The sequence below is a fragment of the Microbacterium sp. NPDC056052 genome (genome assembly GCF_042266785.1).
In the GTDB taxonomy this organism is placed as follows: Bacteria; Actinomycetota; Actinomycetes; order Actinomycetales; family Microbacteriaceae; genus Microbacterium.
The window spans coordinates 371,531-384,937 of the sequence record NZ_JBHJWV010000003.1; the positions used below are offsets into that span (position 1 = coordinate 371,531).

At 70.7% G+C, this 13,407-nt stretch carries 15 protein-coding genes; 11 read left to right on the forward strand and 4 right to left on the reverse strand.

Annotated features, from left to right (window positions below; all coding sequences use genetic code 11):
- Positions 1-77: 77 nt before the first annotated feature.
- The 7 genes from ACFC1J_RS08295 to ACFC1J_RS08325 all read left to right on the forward strand — a co-directional run bounded on the left by ACFC1J_RS08295 (position 78) and on the right by ACFC1J_RS08325 (position 5,973).
- The gene (locus ACFC1J_RS08295) at positions 78-386 is read left to right on the forward strand and encodes a helix-turn-helix domain-containing protein (RefSeq protein ID WP_045273774.1); all 309 of its coding nucleotides are present in this window, start codon (positions 78-80) and stop codon (positions 384-386) included.
- Positions 387-390: 4 nt separating this feature from the next.
- Positions 391-615 carry a DUF3046 domain-containing protein gene (locus tag ACFC1J_RS08300; RefSeq protein ID WP_375904240.1) on the forward strand — a complete coding sequence of 75 codons (225 nt, stop codon included), beginning with the start codon at positions 391-393 and terminating at the stop codon, positions 613-615.
- Between the two features lie 273 nt (positions 616-888).
- Positions 889-1,941, forward strand: a complete 1,053-nt coding sequence (gene recA / locus ACFC1J_RS08305; RefSeq protein ID WP_375904242.1) for a recombinase RecA — start codon at positions 889-891, stop codon at positions 1,939-1,941.
- Positions 1,942-1,978: 37 nt separating this feature from the next.
- Complete coding sequence (locus tag ACFC1J_RS08310; protein ID WP_375904244.1) at positions 1,979-2,809, forward strand: regulatory protein RecX; 831 nt, start codon at positions 1,979-1,981, stop codon at positions 2,807-2,809.
- 91 nt (positions 2,810-2,900) lie between these two features.
- Positions 2,901-4,451: a tRNA (N6-isopentenyl adenosine(37)-C2)-methylthiotransferase MiaB gene (gene miaB / locus ACFC1J_RS08315; protein WP_375904246.1), complete on the forward strand. Its 1,551-nt coding sequence runs from the start codon at positions 2,901-2,903 to the stop codon at positions 4,449-4,451.
- A 122-nt stretch (positions 4,452-4,573) separates the two neighbouring features.
- The gene (gene miaA, locus ACFC1J_RS08320) at positions 4,574-5,482 is read left to right on the forward strand and encodes a tRNA (adenosine(37)-N6)-dimethylallyltransferase MiaA (RefSeq protein ID WP_375904496.1); all 909 of its coding nucleotides are present in this window, start codon (positions 4,574-4,576) and stop codon (positions 5,480-5,482) included.
- A complete protein-coding gene (locus tag ACFC1J_RS08325; protein WP_375904248.1) occupies positions 5,479-5,973 on the forward strand; it encodes a GNAT family N-acetyltransferase in 495 nt (164 codons plus the stop codon). The genes miaA and ACFC1J_RS08325 overlap by 4 nt, the downstream gene beginning before the upstream one ends.
- A 40-nt stretch (positions 5,974-6,013) precedes the next feature.
- Here ACFC1J_RS08325 and ACFC1J_RS08330 read toward each other — a convergent pair whose 3' ends face one another.
- Complete coding sequence (locus ACFC1J_RS08330) at positions 6,014-6,268, reverse strand: DUF4242 domain-containing protein (RefSeq protein WP_375904250.1); 255 nt, start codon at positions 6,266-6,268, stop codon at positions 6,014-6,016.
- A 156-nt stretch (positions 6,269-6,424) separates the two neighbouring features.
- Here ACFC1J_RS08330 and ACFC1J_RS08335 point away from each other — a divergent pair, with 156 nt between their 5' ends.
- A complete protein-coding gene (locus tag ACFC1J_RS08335; protein WP_375904252.1) occupies positions 6,425-6,796 on the forward strand; it encodes a helix-turn-helix domain-containing protein in 372 nt (123 codons plus the stop codon).
- Here ACFC1J_RS08335 and ACFC1J_RS08340 read toward each other — a convergent pair.
- Both ACFC1J_RS08340 and ACFC1J_RS08345 read right to left on the reverse strand, forming a co-directional pair.
- Entirely contained in the window at positions 6,778-7,422 is a 645-nt protein-coding gene (locus ACFC1J_RS08340) for a ClpP family protease (RefSeq protein WP_375904254.1), read from the reverse strand. The genes ACFC1J_RS08335 and ACFC1J_RS08340 overlap by 19 nt on opposite strands.
- Position 7,423: 1 nt before the next feature.
- Positions 7,424-8,044: a ClpP family protease gene (locus ACFC1J_RS08345; RefSeq protein WP_375904255.1), complete on the reverse strand. Its 621-nt coding sequence runs from the start codon at positions 8,042-8,044 to the stop codon at positions 7,424-7,426.
- 148 nt (positions 8,045-8,192) lie between these two features.
- Here ACFC1J_RS08345 and dapF point away from each other — a divergent pair, with 148 nt between their 5' ends.
- Positions 8,193-9,065 carry a diaminopimelate epimerase gene (gene dapF, locus ACFC1J_RS08350; RefSeq protein ID WP_375904257.1) on the forward strand — a complete coding sequence of 291 codons (873 nt, stop codon included), beginning with the start codon at positions 8,193-8,195 and terminating at the stop codon, positions 9,063-9,065.
- A gap of 63 nt (positions 9,066-9,128) precedes the next feature.
- Here the strand turns inward: dapF and ACFC1J_RS08355 are convergent, their stop codons facing one another.
- Positions 9,129-9,770, reverse strand: coding sequence for a class I SAM-dependent methyltransferase (locus tag ACFC1J_RS08355; protein WP_375904259.1), 642 nt, complete (start codon positions 9,768-9,770; stop codon positions 9,129-9,131).
- Positions 9,771-9,844: 74 nt separating this feature from the next.
- Here ACFC1J_RS08355 and hflX point away from each other — a divergent pair, with 74 nt between their 5' ends.
- Together hflX and ACFC1J_RS08365 are read left to right on the forward strand one after the other, a co-directional pair.
- Positions 9,845-11,350 (forward strand): GTPase HflX, encoded by a 1,506-nt coding sequence (hflX, locus tag ACFC1J_RS08360; RefSeq protein ID WP_375904261.1) that lies wholly within the window; start codon positions 9,845-9,847, stop codon positions 11,348-11,350.
- Between the two features lie 93 nt (positions 11,351-11,443).
- The gene (locus ACFC1J_RS08365; RefSeq protein ID WP_375904263.1) at positions 11,444-13,390 is read left to right on the forward strand and encodes a collagen binding domain-containing protein; all 1,947 of its coding nucleotides are present in this window, start codon (positions 11,444-11,446) and stop codon (positions 13,388-13,390) included.
- Positions 13,391-13,407: the final 17 nt, after the last annotated feature.

Sequence of the window (13,407 nt, forward strand, 5' to 3'; positions counted from 1 at the left end):
TCGAACCCGACAGGTCGGGTTAGACTGACCATCCGATCCGGCGCTTGGGGCCGGGCGATGGGGGAGAGGAGGTCCCGATGATTCTCGTACGTCAGGAGATCGGTGACGTGCTGCGGGACTTCCGTCTGCAGAAGGGTCGCACGCTCCGCCAGGTCGCAGGCAAGGCGTCTGTCGCGCTCGGGTACCTCAGTGAGGTCGAGCGTGGGCAGAAGGAAGCGTCCAGCGAGATCCTCGCCTCGGTCGCCGAAGCACTCGACGTGCCCATCTCCACCATCATGCGTGAGGTCGGCGATCGGATCGCCGTGCTCGAGGGCATGCAGGTCATCCCCGACGTCGTTCCCGACGAGCTGGTGGCCTCGGTCGAGTCCGAGCTGTCGCTGCGCTGACGGGATGCGGCGCAGTGAGTTCCTCCGCGCCGTCGACGCGGAGTTCGGATCGCGTGGCGGTTCCCTCGTGGCGGACCTCGTTCTGAGCGCCGTCGGCGGGCGTACGGCCGTGCAGGCGTTGGAAGCCGGCGTGCCTCCGCGGGATGTGTGGCTGGCGCTGTGCGCCGAGACGGACGTCCCCGAGTCGCACCGGTACGGCGCGGGTCGGCTGGAGCCGAAACGGCGCTGAACCCGGTCGGATCCGGGCGCGCGGTGTTCGATCCGTTCCTCGCTCTCATCGGCGTGTCGTCGAAGACATGTTCGAGATGCGCGTATCGTCCTGCACAGATGATTTCGTGATCGGGATCTGCACGGCTTGCGGGAACCTCGGCTGAATGTCGGTGGCCCCGCCTAGCGTGTTCGACATGACCACGAGGTCATACGCCTTGTCGGAGAGCCGACCCCGGCCGGGGTGGCCGCGACAGCCTACAGGCGGCAGTTCACGAGCACGAAGGAGCACGTCATGCCCTCTCCCGCAGACCGCGAGAAGTCCCTCGAGACCGCACTCGCCCAGATCGACAAGCAGTTCGGAAAGGGCTCGGTCATGCGCCTGGGCAGCGACGAGCGTGCTCCTGTCGCCGTCATCCCCACCGGCTCCATCGCGCTCGACGTCGCGCTCGGCGTCGGCGGGCTGCCGCGGGGCCGCATCGTCGAGATCTACGGCCCGGAGTCCTCGGGTAAGACCACGCTGACCCTGCACGCGATCGCCAATGCGCAGCGCGCCGGTGGCATCGCGGCGTTCGTGGACGCGGAGCACGCCCTCGACCCCGAGTACGCCAAGAAGCTGGGCGTCGACATCGACGCGCTGCTCGTCTCCCAGCCCGACACCGGTGAGCAGGCGCTCGAGATCGCGGACATGCTCGTCCGCTCCGGTGCCATTGACCTCATCGTCATCGACTCCGTGGCCGCCCTCGTGCCGCGTGCGGAGATCGAGGGCGAGATGGGCGACTCGCACGTCGGCCTGCAGGCGCGACTGATGTCACAGGCGCTGCGAAAGCTCACCGGTGGTCTGAACCAGACCAACACCACGATGATCTTCATCAACCAGCTGCGCGAGAAGATCGGCGTGTTCTTCGGCTCCCCGGAGACCACCGCCGGTGGAAAGGCGCTGAAGTTCTACGCGTCGGTCCGCCTCGACATCCGTCGCATCGAGACGCTGAAGGACGGCACGGAGGCGGTCGGAAACCGTACCAGGGTCAAGGTCGTGAAGAACAAGATGGCTCCGCCGTTCAAGCAGGCCGAGTTCGACATCCTCTACGGCGTCGGCATCTCCCGTGAGGGCAGCCTCATCGACTTCGGCGTCGACCACGGCATCGTGAAGAAATCCGGCGCCTGGTACACGTACGACGGCGACCAGCTCGGTCAGGGCAAGGAGAACGCGCGCAACTTCCTGCTCAAGAACCCCGACATCGCGCAGGCGATCGAGACGCAGATCAAGCAGAAGCTCGGCATCGGCGGGGCGGCGGCTCCCGACGCGACAGCGGCCGACGAGCTCGCACAGCGCCGTCCGGCCTGACATGCGCATCGATGACGCTCAGCGACCGGAGTGAGCCGTGAGTGACGAAAGGGGCGGGGCATCGTCCGAGGACCGTCGCCTCGCCCCCGTGATCCCGCTGTTCGGAGGGCGCGGTACGACCGCCGATGGCGGGCGGCCGCGCCCCTCGGGCCCTGCACCGGCAGAGCCGTCCACGGGGGCGGAGTGGCGCTCGACCTGGGCTGCGGAATCTGCGGCCGAGCGTCGCGGGCCGAGTTCCCGCCACCCCGCCGCCGCAGCGCTGGCGCCGGAAGCGGCTCATGCCTCTGCGGCGGCGTCATCTGCGCCGGGCCGTCGTGGGCTGCGCGCCGTCGGCCGTCACGGCGGGGACGACGCCTTCGCCCCCGACGACCCGATCGCTGACGCGAGCGAGCTGCTGGTCCGGAAGCTCCGTTCCAAGCAGCTCTCCAGCGCGGAGGCGCGCGACGTGCTGCGCGAGAACGGCCTGTCTTCCGAGGATCGTGATCTCGTCATCGAGCAGTTCGAGCAGCGCGGTTATCTCGACGACGTCTCCCTCGCCGAGCTCCTGGTGACCGCGGGATCCGAACGCAAGGGGCAGGGGCGTGTGGCGATCGCCCGCACGCTCAGCCAACGCGGCATTCCGCGCCAGGTCGCCGACGAGGCGCTGTCCGTCCTGGACGATGACGATGCCGAGCGGGCGCTCGACTATGCACGCTCCAAGGTGGCCGGTCTGCGTCGCTACGACGAGGACACCGCGATCCGGCGCCTCGTCGGGCAGCTCTCTCGCCGGGGGTACGGAGGCAGCGTCGCGCTGACCGCCGCACGGACGGCCTGGCGTGAGACGCAGCGTGGTTCGGGCGTCGGGCGGGTGCGGTTCGAGGAGAGCTGATCCCGGAGGACGGAGTTCCACCTCACCGAGGGGCGGCCCAGGAGAAGGGCGGGGACCTTTCCCGCCAGGCGAAAGTAGAATGGCAGGCACTATGACCATTCCCCTCTCAGAGCCCACGCTCATCGCGCCCTCCGCCGCGGCGCTCGATGAGGCCGGGCAGCGGCGCACGTACGAGGTGCGCACCTTCGGATGCCAGATGAACGTGCACGACTCCGAGCGCCTGTCCGGCTCGCTGGAGAGCGCCGGCTACGTTCGCGCCGCCATGGGGGACGAGGCGGACATCGTCATCATCAACACCTGCGCGGTGCGCGACAATGCCGCCGGCAAGCTGTACGGCACACTGGGGCATCTGAAGAGCCGCAAGGACAAGCACGCGGGGATGCAGATCGCCGTCGGCGGTTGCCTGGCGCAGATGGACAAGCAGGCCGTGCTCGACAAGGCGCCCTGGGTGGACGTGGTCTTCGGCACCCACAACATGGGATCTCTGCCCGGTCTGCTCGAGCGCGCCCGCCACAACGGCGAGGCCGAGCTGGAGATCCTGGAAGCTCTCGAGGTCTTCCCGTCCACGCTGCCGACCCGTCGCGATTCGGCGCACAGCGGCTGGGTGTCGATCTCGGTCGGCTGCAACAACACCTGCACGTTCTGCATCGTGCCGAACCTCCGCGGCAAGGAGAAGGATCGCCGTCCCGGTGACATCCTGAACGAGATCCGGCTGCTCGTCGAGGACGGCGCGATCGAGGTCACGCTGCTCGGTCAGAACGTGAACTCCTACGGTGTCGAGTTCGGCGACCGCCAGGCGTTCGGCAAGCTGCTGCGCGCCGCCGGTGAGATCGAGGGTCTCGAGCGGATCCGCTTCACGAGCCCGCACCCCGCGGCCTTCACCGACGACGTGATCGACGCCATGGCGGAGACGCCGAACGTCATGCCGCAGCTGCACATGCCGCTGCAGTCCGGGAGCGACCGGATCCTGCGCGCGATGCGTCGTTCGTACCGCAGCGAGAAGTTCCTGGGCATCCTCGACCGCGTGCGCGCGAAGATCCCGAACGCCGCGATCTCCACCGACATCATCGTCGGCTTCCCGGGTGAGACCGAGGAGGACTTCGAGGACACGATGCGCGTCGTGGAGCAGGCCCGCTTCGCGAGCGCCTTCACCTTCCAGTACTCGATCCGCGAGGGCACGCCGGCCGCGACCATGGAGGAACAGGTCCCCAAGGAGATCGTGCAGGCGCGCTATGAGCGCCTCATCGCGCTGCAGGAGCGCATCTCGCTCGAGGAGAACCAGAAGCAGGTCGGCCGCGAGGTCGAGGTCCTGGTCTCCGTCGGGGAGGGCAAGAAGGATGCCGAGACGCACCGGCTCACCGGCCGCGCTCAGGACAACCGCCTCGTGCACTTCGAGCTGCCGGAGGGCTCCGACCGGCCGCGTCCGGGCGATGTGGTGACCGTGACGATCACGCACGGGGCGCCGTTCCACCTGCTCGCGGACGCACCGGACGGCGCGCCGCTGCGGATCCGCCGTACGCGCGGCGGCGACGCCTGGGACCGTGCGCAGTCCGAGTCCTGCGCGGTGCCGGCCGCTCCCGCGGCCGACGGGAAGCCGCGCGCGGTGTCGCTGGGACTGCCGACGCTCCGCGTCGGAGTGTGAACGCGCCGGGCGCCGTGCCGGTCCCCGAGCCGGGCCCACGCGCCTCGGAGGCTCCGGGCAGCGCGGAGCGCCGGCGGGAGGGCGGCGGGGGGAGCGAAGGATCCGACGTCGCCGTCCCGCGTCTGTGGGCGATCGTCGGCGCGACCGGCACCGGCAAGAGCGACCTGTCGCTCGACCTCGCGGAAGCGCTGTCCTCGCGCGGGCGTCGCGCCGAGATCGTGAACGCGGACGCCATGCAGCTCTACCGCGGCATGGACATCGGCACCGCGAAGCTCGCCGTCTCGGAGCGGCGGGGGATCCCGCATCACCTCTTCGACGTGCTCGACGTTACCGAGGACGCGGCGGTGGCCTGGTATCAGCCGCACGCGCGCACCGCGATCGATCGGATCCACGCCGGGGGCGCGGACGCGATCCTCGTCGGCGGATCCGGTCTCTACATCTCCAGCGTGCTCTACGACTTCCGTTTCCCGCCCCGGGACGACGCGCTGCGTGCGCGCCTCGAGGCCGAGCTGGAACACGACGGGCCCGGGCCCCTGCTCGCCCGCCTGCAGCAGCAGGATCCGGAGACCGCCGCACGGATCGACCCGAAGAACGGCCGCCGCATCGTGCGGGCGCTCGAGGTGCTCGCACTGGGTGAGCGCACCCATGGCGCGGCGCTGCCCGAGCAGCCGGTGCCGTGGCACCCGCGCACGCGCATGCTGGCGCTGGGCGTCGAACGCGCCGCGCTGGTCGAGCGGCTGGACCGTCGGGTGGAGCGCATGTGGGAGCATGGCATGCTCGCTGAAGTCGAACGACTGCGCGGCGAGGGGCTCGAGCAGGGCACGACGGCACGCCGTGCGATCGGCTACGCGCAGGCGCTGTCCCAGCTCACCGGCGCGCTCACCCAGGACGAGGCGATCGCCGAGACGCAGGCGCTGACCCGCCGATATGCGCGACGCCAGGTGTCCTGGTTCCGCCGGTACGTCGAAGCGGAGTGGATAGACGCACTGGCGCCGATCGACGCCCGGACCATCGTGGAGGAGAAGGCATGACCACCGGAATCGCGATCAGGGCCTTCGATCGGCGCGACACCGACGCCGTCGTCGCCCTCTGGGAGGATGCGGGCCTGACCCGGCCGTGGAACGATCCCCGGGCCGACATCGAGCGCAAGCTCGCGGTCCAGCCGGAGCTCTTCCTCGTCGCGGAGGAGCGCGTGCAGGATCGGCCCGTCGCCGCCGACGCCGCCGAGCCCGACGCCGAGCCCGACGCCGCCGACGCTCGGATCGTCGGCTCCGTGATGGCGGGCTACGACGGGCACCGCGGCTGGCTGTACTACCTGGCCAGCGCCTCCGACCGTCGTGGCGCCGGCATCGGCAGGGCGCTCGTCGCGGAGGCCGAGCGGCTGCTGCTGGCGATGGGCTGCCCCAAGGTCCAGCTCATGGTCCGTGTCGGGAACGAGCAGGTGCTCGGCTTCTACGATGCGCTCGGCTACGAGCGCTTCGAGGTCGGCAACACCGGCAAGCGGCTCATCCACGACATCTGACCGCCCGGGTGCCGCGGGCGGCGTCAGGGCGTCCTGATCGTCAGCGACCTTCCTGGACGAGGTGGATCTCGTCCGCGACGAGTCCGTGCGCCTCGCGGTGCACGGTATTGGCGGACTCCGCGTCCGGGGCATCGACGAGGCAGAAGATCTTCCCGCCGGCCTCGTCGACCCAGTAGCGCAGATAGTGCACTCCGTGCTGATCCTGCGTCGCGAGGTCGGCCGCGTGCGCCGCCGCGACGTCGTCCAGCGTGACGGGGCCGTCGAGCCTGTGGACATCCATGTAGAGCGCCATCATCTGTTCCCTTCCTCCGGGGGCGGATCGCCCCTGGGCTCGATTCCACTCCTCGGCGGTCCTGTGCGCATCCGGGTCAGCACCCGATTCCGGCCGGAGCTGTTCTGCTCTGAGCGGATCCGGTCGCGCCTGCGGAAGCGGCGTGCCTAGCATGGCGCCATGACCGCGACCCCTGACCCGATCCGCATCGAGCACGCCCCCTCGCACGAACCCAGGACGAACCCGGGCGCCGAACCGGAGCGCCTCTGGCGCACCGTCGTGGGGGAGCTGCTGCGCGACGCCCGCGCGGATCGCGGCGAGACGCTCGCCGAGACCGCGCAGCGCGCCGGCGTCTCGCCTCAGTATCTGTCGGAGATGGAGCGCGGGCGCAAGGAGGCGTCCAGCGAGATGCTCGCCGCGGTGTCAGGCGCGCTCGATCTCACTCTGCTCGACCTCACCCTCGGCGTCGCCGAGCGGATCACGATCGGCGCCGCGGCGCCGATCCGTCAGCCCGCGCAGCCCGCGCGCGCCGCTTACGCGCTGGCCGCCTGAGCGCGTCCGGCGTCGACGGACGGCGGCCCCGGAATCGGGGGCGCCTGCATCACGACCTGGTCCACGAGGCCGTACTCGCGCGCGCCCTCCGCGGTGAGCACGAGATCCCGATCCGTGTCGCGGCGCAGCCGCTCCGCGCTCTGCCCGCTGTGTGCGACGAGGATCTCCTCCAGGCTGTCGCGCACGCGCACGACCTCGTCGGCCTGCAGGATGAGGTCGGGGATCGTGCCGCGGCCCTGCGCGGCGGGCTGGTGCAGGATCACCCTGGCGTGCGGCAGAGCGGCGCGCTTGCCCGCCGCTCCCGCAGCCAGCAGCACCGCTCCGACGGACACGGCCTGGCCGATGCAGAACGTGGCGACGTCCGAGCGGATGAAGCGCATGGTGTCGTAGACCGCGAGCATGGCGCTGGGATCTCCGCCCTCGCAGTTGATGTAGAGCTGGATGTCCCGGTCGCTGCCCGTGGCGTCGAGGTGCAGGAGCTGCGCCACGAGCACGTTGGCGACATCGGCATCCAGCGGAGTGCCGAGATAGATCACCCGCTCGGCGAGCAGGTGGGAGTACACGTCCAGGACGCGATCGCCGCGGGGCGAGGTCGCGATGACGTTGGGGACGAGGAACGAGGCCATGTCAGGCTCCTTCTGCGGTCAGGCCGATGCTTCGGCGACTGGGACGCGGCAGGACCGCCGCGAAATCCGTGGTGATCTCATCGATGAATCCGTAGGCGAGCGCTTGATCCGCGCTGTACCAGCGGTCGTGCAGCGAGTCCTCGAAGACCCGCTCGATGCTCTGCCCCGTGTCGTCGGAGATCAGACCCAGCACGGTATCGCGCGTGTGCCTCAGGTCCGCGGCCTGCAGCGCGACGTCGACGGCGGTGCCGCCGATGCCCGCGGAGCCCTGGTGCAGCAGGATCCGGCTGTGCGGCAGCGCGCGCCGCTTGCCCTTCGTCCCCGCGGACAGCAGGAACTGGCCGGCGCTGCAGGCGAGCCCGAAGGCGACGGTCGCCACGTCGCACGGCACGGTGCGCATGAGGTCGCGGATCGCGAGCATCGCGGGCACGGATCCGCCGGGGGAGTGGATCCAGAGCGTGATGTCGGCATCGGGATCCTCGGCGGCCAGGGCGAGCAGCTGGGTCATGAGCAGCACGCCGTTGTCGTCGTCGAGGGCGCCGTCGAGCACGAGCACCCGGCGCGCGAACAGCATCCGGCGCGTGTCGGCGTCGAAGAGGTTGCGGGGCATGTCATCGGTCATGACCTCAGCGTGCGGCGGTGGGCGATCTCGGCGCCAGCGGATCTGCTCGGAGCGGATCCGCTCCCGGCAGAGAAGGAGGCGCGCGACGTGAGCGCACAGCAGACCCTGCGCGCAGCAGCCGCAGAAGCACCGCCCCTAGAATCGACGCATGGTCGCATTCACCAAGGGGCACGGTACCGGCAACGATTTCGTCATCATCGCCGACCCCGACGGTGAATTGGAGCTCAACGATGATCAGGTCGCCGCGCTCTGCGATCGCCACTTCGGCATCGGTGCGGACGGGCTGCTGCGCGTGGTGCGCTCCCGCGCACTTCCCGAGGGCACCGCTGCGCTCGCGGAGAACCCCGACGCGGAATGGTTCATGGACTACCGCAACGCCGACGGCTCGGTGGCCGAGATGTGCGGCAACGGCGTGCGTGTCTTCGCGCACTACCTGCTGCGCACCGGGCTCGCCGACCTCGAGGAGGGCGGCGCGCTGCCGATCGGCACGCGTGCCGGGGTGCGCGACGTCACCCGCAGCGACGAGGGCTACCGTGTCGACATCGGCGTCTGGCGGCTGTCCGGGCATGATCCGCTCGCCCGCGCCACGGGTCTGAGCGTTCCCCGCCCCGGCCTCGGCATCGACGTCGGGAACCCGCACGTCGTCGTCGCGATCGCGTCGGATGCGGAGCTGGACGGCCTCGAGCTCGCGCACGGTCCCGAGCTCGCCCCGATGCCGGAGCACGGCGCGAACGTCGAGTTCGTCGTGCCGGCGGAGCCGCTCGTGCACGACGGCGTGGGCCGGGTGCGCATGCGCGTTTTCGAGCGCGGCGTGGGCGAGACCCTCAGCTGCGGGACGGGCGTGGTGGCCACCGCTCTCGCGGTGCGGCACTGGGCGGGCGCAGCGGCGCCTCACGAGTGGCTCGTCGAGGTCCCCGGCGGCACGCTCCGAGTGACGATGGCGCCCGGCGCGGACGGCGAGCATGCCTTCCTGTCGGGGCCTGCGCAGCTCGCCTTCTCCGGCGAGATCGAACTCGCCTGACCTTCCGTACCGCGGGAAGGGCGCGTGCCCGTCGGTGCGTCCGCGGAGCGCTGGACGACAGGCTTAGGGCAACGTGATGGCGTCGGTGGGCGGCGTGCCGTGCCGACGGACCTTGAGTACGCGGAATCCTCGCCCGGTCGTCGCACGGTAGACGCTGTAGCCGCCGTCGAAGGTGGTCGCCAGCCAGCGCTGCAGCGAGTCGGCTCCGAGATTGCGGCTCACCACGAACCAGCCGTCCGCGCGTTCGTCCAGTCGCGGGATCCAGCGCTCCAGCAGATCGTGCAGCTCGCTCTTGCCGACGCGGATGGGGGGATTGGAGCGGATCGTGCGGAAGCTCACGTCGGCGGGAACATCGTCGGGGGTGACGGCGTTGATGTTGTCGAGGCCGAGTTCCGCGGCGTTGCGGCGGACCAGATCCAACGCGCGCTCGTTGACGTCCACCGCCCATACGGTCGCGTGCGGTGAGGCGAGAGCGAGCGACAGCGAGATCGGGCCCCAGCCGCACCCGAGATCGAGCAGGTGCCCGCCAGGCGGCGGGGGCGGGGTGTTCGCGAGGAGCACGGAGGTGCCGACATCCACGTGATCGGGGCTGAAGACTCCGGCCGCGGTGGTGAGTTCGATCTCCTTGCCCGCGAGGGTCACCGTGATCCTGCGGAGGTTCTCGGGGCTGGCGGGGGCCGCAGTGAAGTAGTGGTCCGAGCCCATGGAGCGAGCGTAGCGGACACTCCCGGCTAAAGTTAAGGCGCCCGACCGATTCGGCGGGCATGAGAAAGGTGCGGATGACGCAGTCCACGACACATGACGAGCACGGCGACGCGGTCGAGCGCGTCCTGGCGGCAGCGGAGCGACGTGCGGAATCGCACGTGTTCGGATCCGCGCAGGCGCTGCAGGACACGGCCACCGCCGGCTACACCTCCACCGACGGCGAACAGTGGGAGGTGGAGGACCGGCACGCGCTGCGGCGCGTGGCAGGGCTCTCGACCGAACTCGAGGACGTCACAGAGGTCGAGTACCGCCAGCTCCGCCTGGAGAACGTGGTGCTGGTCGGCGTGTACCCGCAGGGTGCGCAGGAGGACGCCGAGAACTCGCTGCGCGAGCTCGCCGCGCTTGCGGAGACCGCGGGTGCTGTGGTGCTCGACGGCCTGCTGCAGCGCCGGCCGCATCCGGATCCCGCCACTTACCTGGGTCGCGGCAAGGCGCAGGAGCTCAAGGACATCGTCGCCGCGGTCGGCGCCGACACGGTGATCGCGGACACCGAGCTCGCCTCGTCTCAGCGACGTGCTCTGGAGGACGTGGTCAAGGTGAAGGTCATCGACCGCACCACGGTGATCCTCGACATCTTCAGCCAGCACGCGAAGAGCCGCGAGGGCCGGGCGCAGGTCGAGCTCGCCCAGCTCGAATACCTGCTGCCGCGTCTGCGCGGCTGGGGCGAGTCGATGAGCCGTCAGGCCGGTGGGCAGGTCGGCGCGGGCGGCGCGGGCATGGGCTCGCGCGGCCCCGGTGAGACGAAGATCGAGCTCGACCGCCGCCGTATCCGCACCCGCATGGCGATGCTGCGCAAGCAGATCCGCGACTTCAAGCCCGCGCGCGAGGCCAAGCGCGCCGAGCGCAAGCGCCACACGATCCCGTCCGTCGCGATCGCCGGCTACACGAACGCCGGCAAGTCCAGCCTGCTCAACGCGCTCACCAGCGCGGGCGTGCTCGTCGAGAACGCGCTTTTCGCGACCCTGGACGCCACCGTGCGCCGGTCGGAGACGGCCGACGGACGCGTCTACACGCTCACCGACACGGTGGGTTTCGTGCGCAACCTGCCGCATCAGCTCGTCGAGGCGTTCCGCTCGACGCTCGAGGAGGTCGCGGACGCCGACGTGATCGTGCACGTCGTCGACGGATCGCACCCGGATCCGGCCGGGCAGATCAAGACCGTGCGCGATGTGATGGGTGATGTGGGGGCGCGCAGCATCCCCGAGCTCATCGTGTTCAACAAGGCCGATCTCCTCGACGACGACGAGCGGATGGTGCTGCGGGGGCTCGTTCCCGGAGCGCATTTCGTGTCGTCGCGCAGCGGCGAGGGGATCGCAGAGCTGCGGGCCGCGATCGATGAGGTGCTGCCCAAGCCGGCGGTGGAGATCAGCGCCGTCGTCCCGTACGACCGGGGCGATCTCGTCGCCGCCGTGCACGAGACCGGGCTGCTGCTCGAGGTCGCGCACGAGGAGGCGGGGACTCGCATCCACGCGCACGTCAACGAGCGCCTCGCCGCGGAACTCGCACCCTTCGCGGTCTGAGATCCCCGGGAGGGGTCGATCCTCCCGCCGCGGTGCGTCCTTCGGCGACGCCGTGCGCACCGTGCCGGGTGCAAGATCTGCCAACATATCGGTATGAGACGTACCGTCGCGTTCGCTGCAGCCGCTCTGGCGACCCTCACCGCTCTCGCCCTCGTCGCGCCCGCCTCGGCCGCGACGGGCACCCCCTGGGCCGACTGGGGCGAGCTGAAGGGATCCTCCGGCGCGTACACCGGCACGATGACCGCCGCCGCGCCGCAGCTGGACGCGATGTACACGAGCGACTCGCGCGGCGGATCCGTCGGCGTGATCAGCGGCGCCAGCACGTGGCTCGCAGCGACCACGCCCGTCGGTGCGAAATACGGCAGCAGCCGTGATCAGCAGTACCTGAACCTGCGGCCGCGCGCCGACAACGCCTCGTCGCCATCGGAGACGACGTACACCTTCGCGCATGCGACGCCGACGGCCGGGTGGACGTTCGTACTCGGCGACATCGACGCGGACAAGGTCGCGATCTCGGCTGTCGGCCCCGGCGGCCACGCGCTCACCGCGTCCGAGCTGGGCTTCCGCGGCGGGTTCAACTACTGCGCGCCGGAGTTCACGGGCAAGCCCTCGTGCACGGGCGACGCCGGCGACGTGCCGAGCTGGGACGCCTCGACGCTGACGCTGACCGGCAATGCGGCGGCGGCGGACACGAGTGGGGCTGCCGCGTGGTTCGAGCCGAACGCGCCGATCTCCTCCCTGACCTTCACTTTCACCCGTCGTGCCGGGTTCCCGGTGTACCAGACGTGGTTCGCGGCGATCACGCGCGCCGTCGCGGGCGTCGTCCTGGATCAGACCGCCGGCACTCCGGCGGCCGGCGTCGGCGTGCGGCTGACCGCCGCCGATGGGACGGTCATCGGCACGACCACGACTGCGGCCGACGGCACGTACTCGTTCGGCGGCGCCGTCGCGACCGACGGGTACACGGTCGAGATCACCCCGCCCGCGGGCAAGACCAGCGACCTGCGGTCGCGCCAGGTCGACCTGACCGCTGCCGATGGCACGGCCGACTTCGCGGTGCGCGACATCATCCCCGTGCCCGTCTCCGGGACGGCGAAGGACCAGCACGGCACTCCGATCGCAGGGGCCGCCATCACGCTCGACGGCGGACGCACGGTGGTCACCGGCGCGGACGGGTCGTACCTCTTCGACGATGTGCCGGTGGGCATCCACGCGGTGAGGATCACCACGCCGGACGGGTACACCCTGGTGTCCTCGCCGACGCCGTTCACGGTGCCGGACAACGATGAGACGCCGATCACCGGCAAGGACTTCATCCTTCAGGTGCAGCCGACACTCTCGGGTGCGGTCACCGCGGCCGGCGCGGGCGTCGGCGGTGTGGTCGTCACCGCGGAGGGTCCGGACGGGACTGCGCAGACCGTGACCGCCGCGGACGGCACGTACTCGTTCCCGCGCCTTCCCCGCGGCGACTACACCGTGCGCGTGGAGGCTCCTCAGGGCTACGTCGTGTCCGGTGATGCGTCGCGCGCCGAGACGGTCGCCGCCGATGACGTCGCGAACGTGGACTTCGCGCTCGCCCGTCTCGGCTCCGTCGCCGGCACGGTCACGGACGACGGCGGAGCGCCCCACCAGGGAGTGAGCGTGACCGTCACCGGCCCCGGCGGCCCCGTCACGATCACGACGGCCGCGGACGGCTCGTACGCGCTCGGCGAGCTCGCTCCCGGCGTCCACACGATCGACATCGCCGTTCCCGATGGCTTCACGGGGGCGACCCCGGCGACGCGCACGGTGACCATCACGGAGCTCGGTGAGCTGATCGAAGGGCAGGACTTCGTACTGACGCCCGTCGTCGTCACTCCGACCTCCACACCGACCCCGACGATCACGCCGAGTACCGTGCCCACGACGGCTCCTGGCGGATCCGGCAGCGGATCCCTGCCCGCGACCGGCGCCGATCCGCTGCCGGTCATCGGTGCCGGAGCAGTACTGCTGCTCGGCGGCGTGCTCGCCCTGGCGTTCGTGAGGCGCCGCAGGGCCTGACTCTGCACGCCTGTTCG

Excerpts from the sequence above, each read along its gene's own strand:
- ACFC1J_RS08295 (WP_045273774.1), top strand. The coding sequence starts at position 78 with ATGATTCTCGTACGTCAGGAGATCGGTGACGTGCTGCGGGACTTCCGT.
- ACFC1J_RS08300 (WP_375904240.1), top strand. The coding sequence starts at position 391 with ATGCGGCGCAGTGAGTTCCTCCGCGCCGTCGACGCGGAGTTCGGATCG.
- recA (WP_375904242.1), top strand. The coding sequence starts at position 889 with ATGCCCTCTCCCGCAGACCGCGAGAAGTCCCTCGAGACCGCACTCGCC.
- miaB (WP_375904246.1), top strand. The coding sequence starts at position 2,901 with ATGACCATTCCCCTCTCAGAGCCCACGCTCATCGCGCCCTCCGCCGCG.
- ACFC1J_RS08325 (WP_375904248.1), top strand. The coding sequence starts at position 5,479 with ATGACCACCGGAATCGCGATCAGGGCCTTCGATCGGCGCGACACCGAC.
- ACFC1J_RS08330 (WP_375904250.1), bottom strand. The coding sequence starts at position 6,268 with ATGATGGCGCTCTACATGGATGTCCACAGGCTCGACGGCCCCGTCACG.
- ACFC1J_RS08335 (WP_375904252.1), top strand. The coding sequence starts at position 6,425 with ATGACCGCGACCCCTGACCCGATCCGCATCGAGCACGCCCCCTCGCAC.
- ACFC1J_RS08340 (WP_375904254.1), bottom strand. The coding sequence starts at position 7,422 with ATGGCCTCGTTCCTCGTCCCCAACGTCATCGCGACCTCGCCCCGCGGC.
- ACFC1J_RS08345 (WP_375904255.1), bottom strand. The coding sequence starts at position 8,044 with ATGACCGATGACATGCCCCGCAACCTCTTCGACGCCGACACGCGCCGG.
- dapF (WP_375904257.1), top strand. The coding sequence starts at position 8,193 with ATGGTCGCATTCACCAAGGGGCACGGTACCGGCAACGATTTCGTCATC.
- ACFC1J_RS08355 (WP_375904259.1), bottom strand. The coding sequence starts at position 9,770 with ATGGGCTCGGACCACTACTTCACTGCGGCCCCCGCCAGCCCCGAGAAC.
- hflX (WP_375904261.1), top strand. The coding sequence starts at position 9,845 with ATGACGCAGTCCACGACACATGACGAGCACGGCGACGCGGTCGAGCGC.
- ACFC1J_RS08365 (WP_375904263.1), top strand. The coding sequence starts at position 11,444 with ATGAGACGTACCGTCGCGTTCGCTGCAGCCGCTCTGGCGACCCTCACC.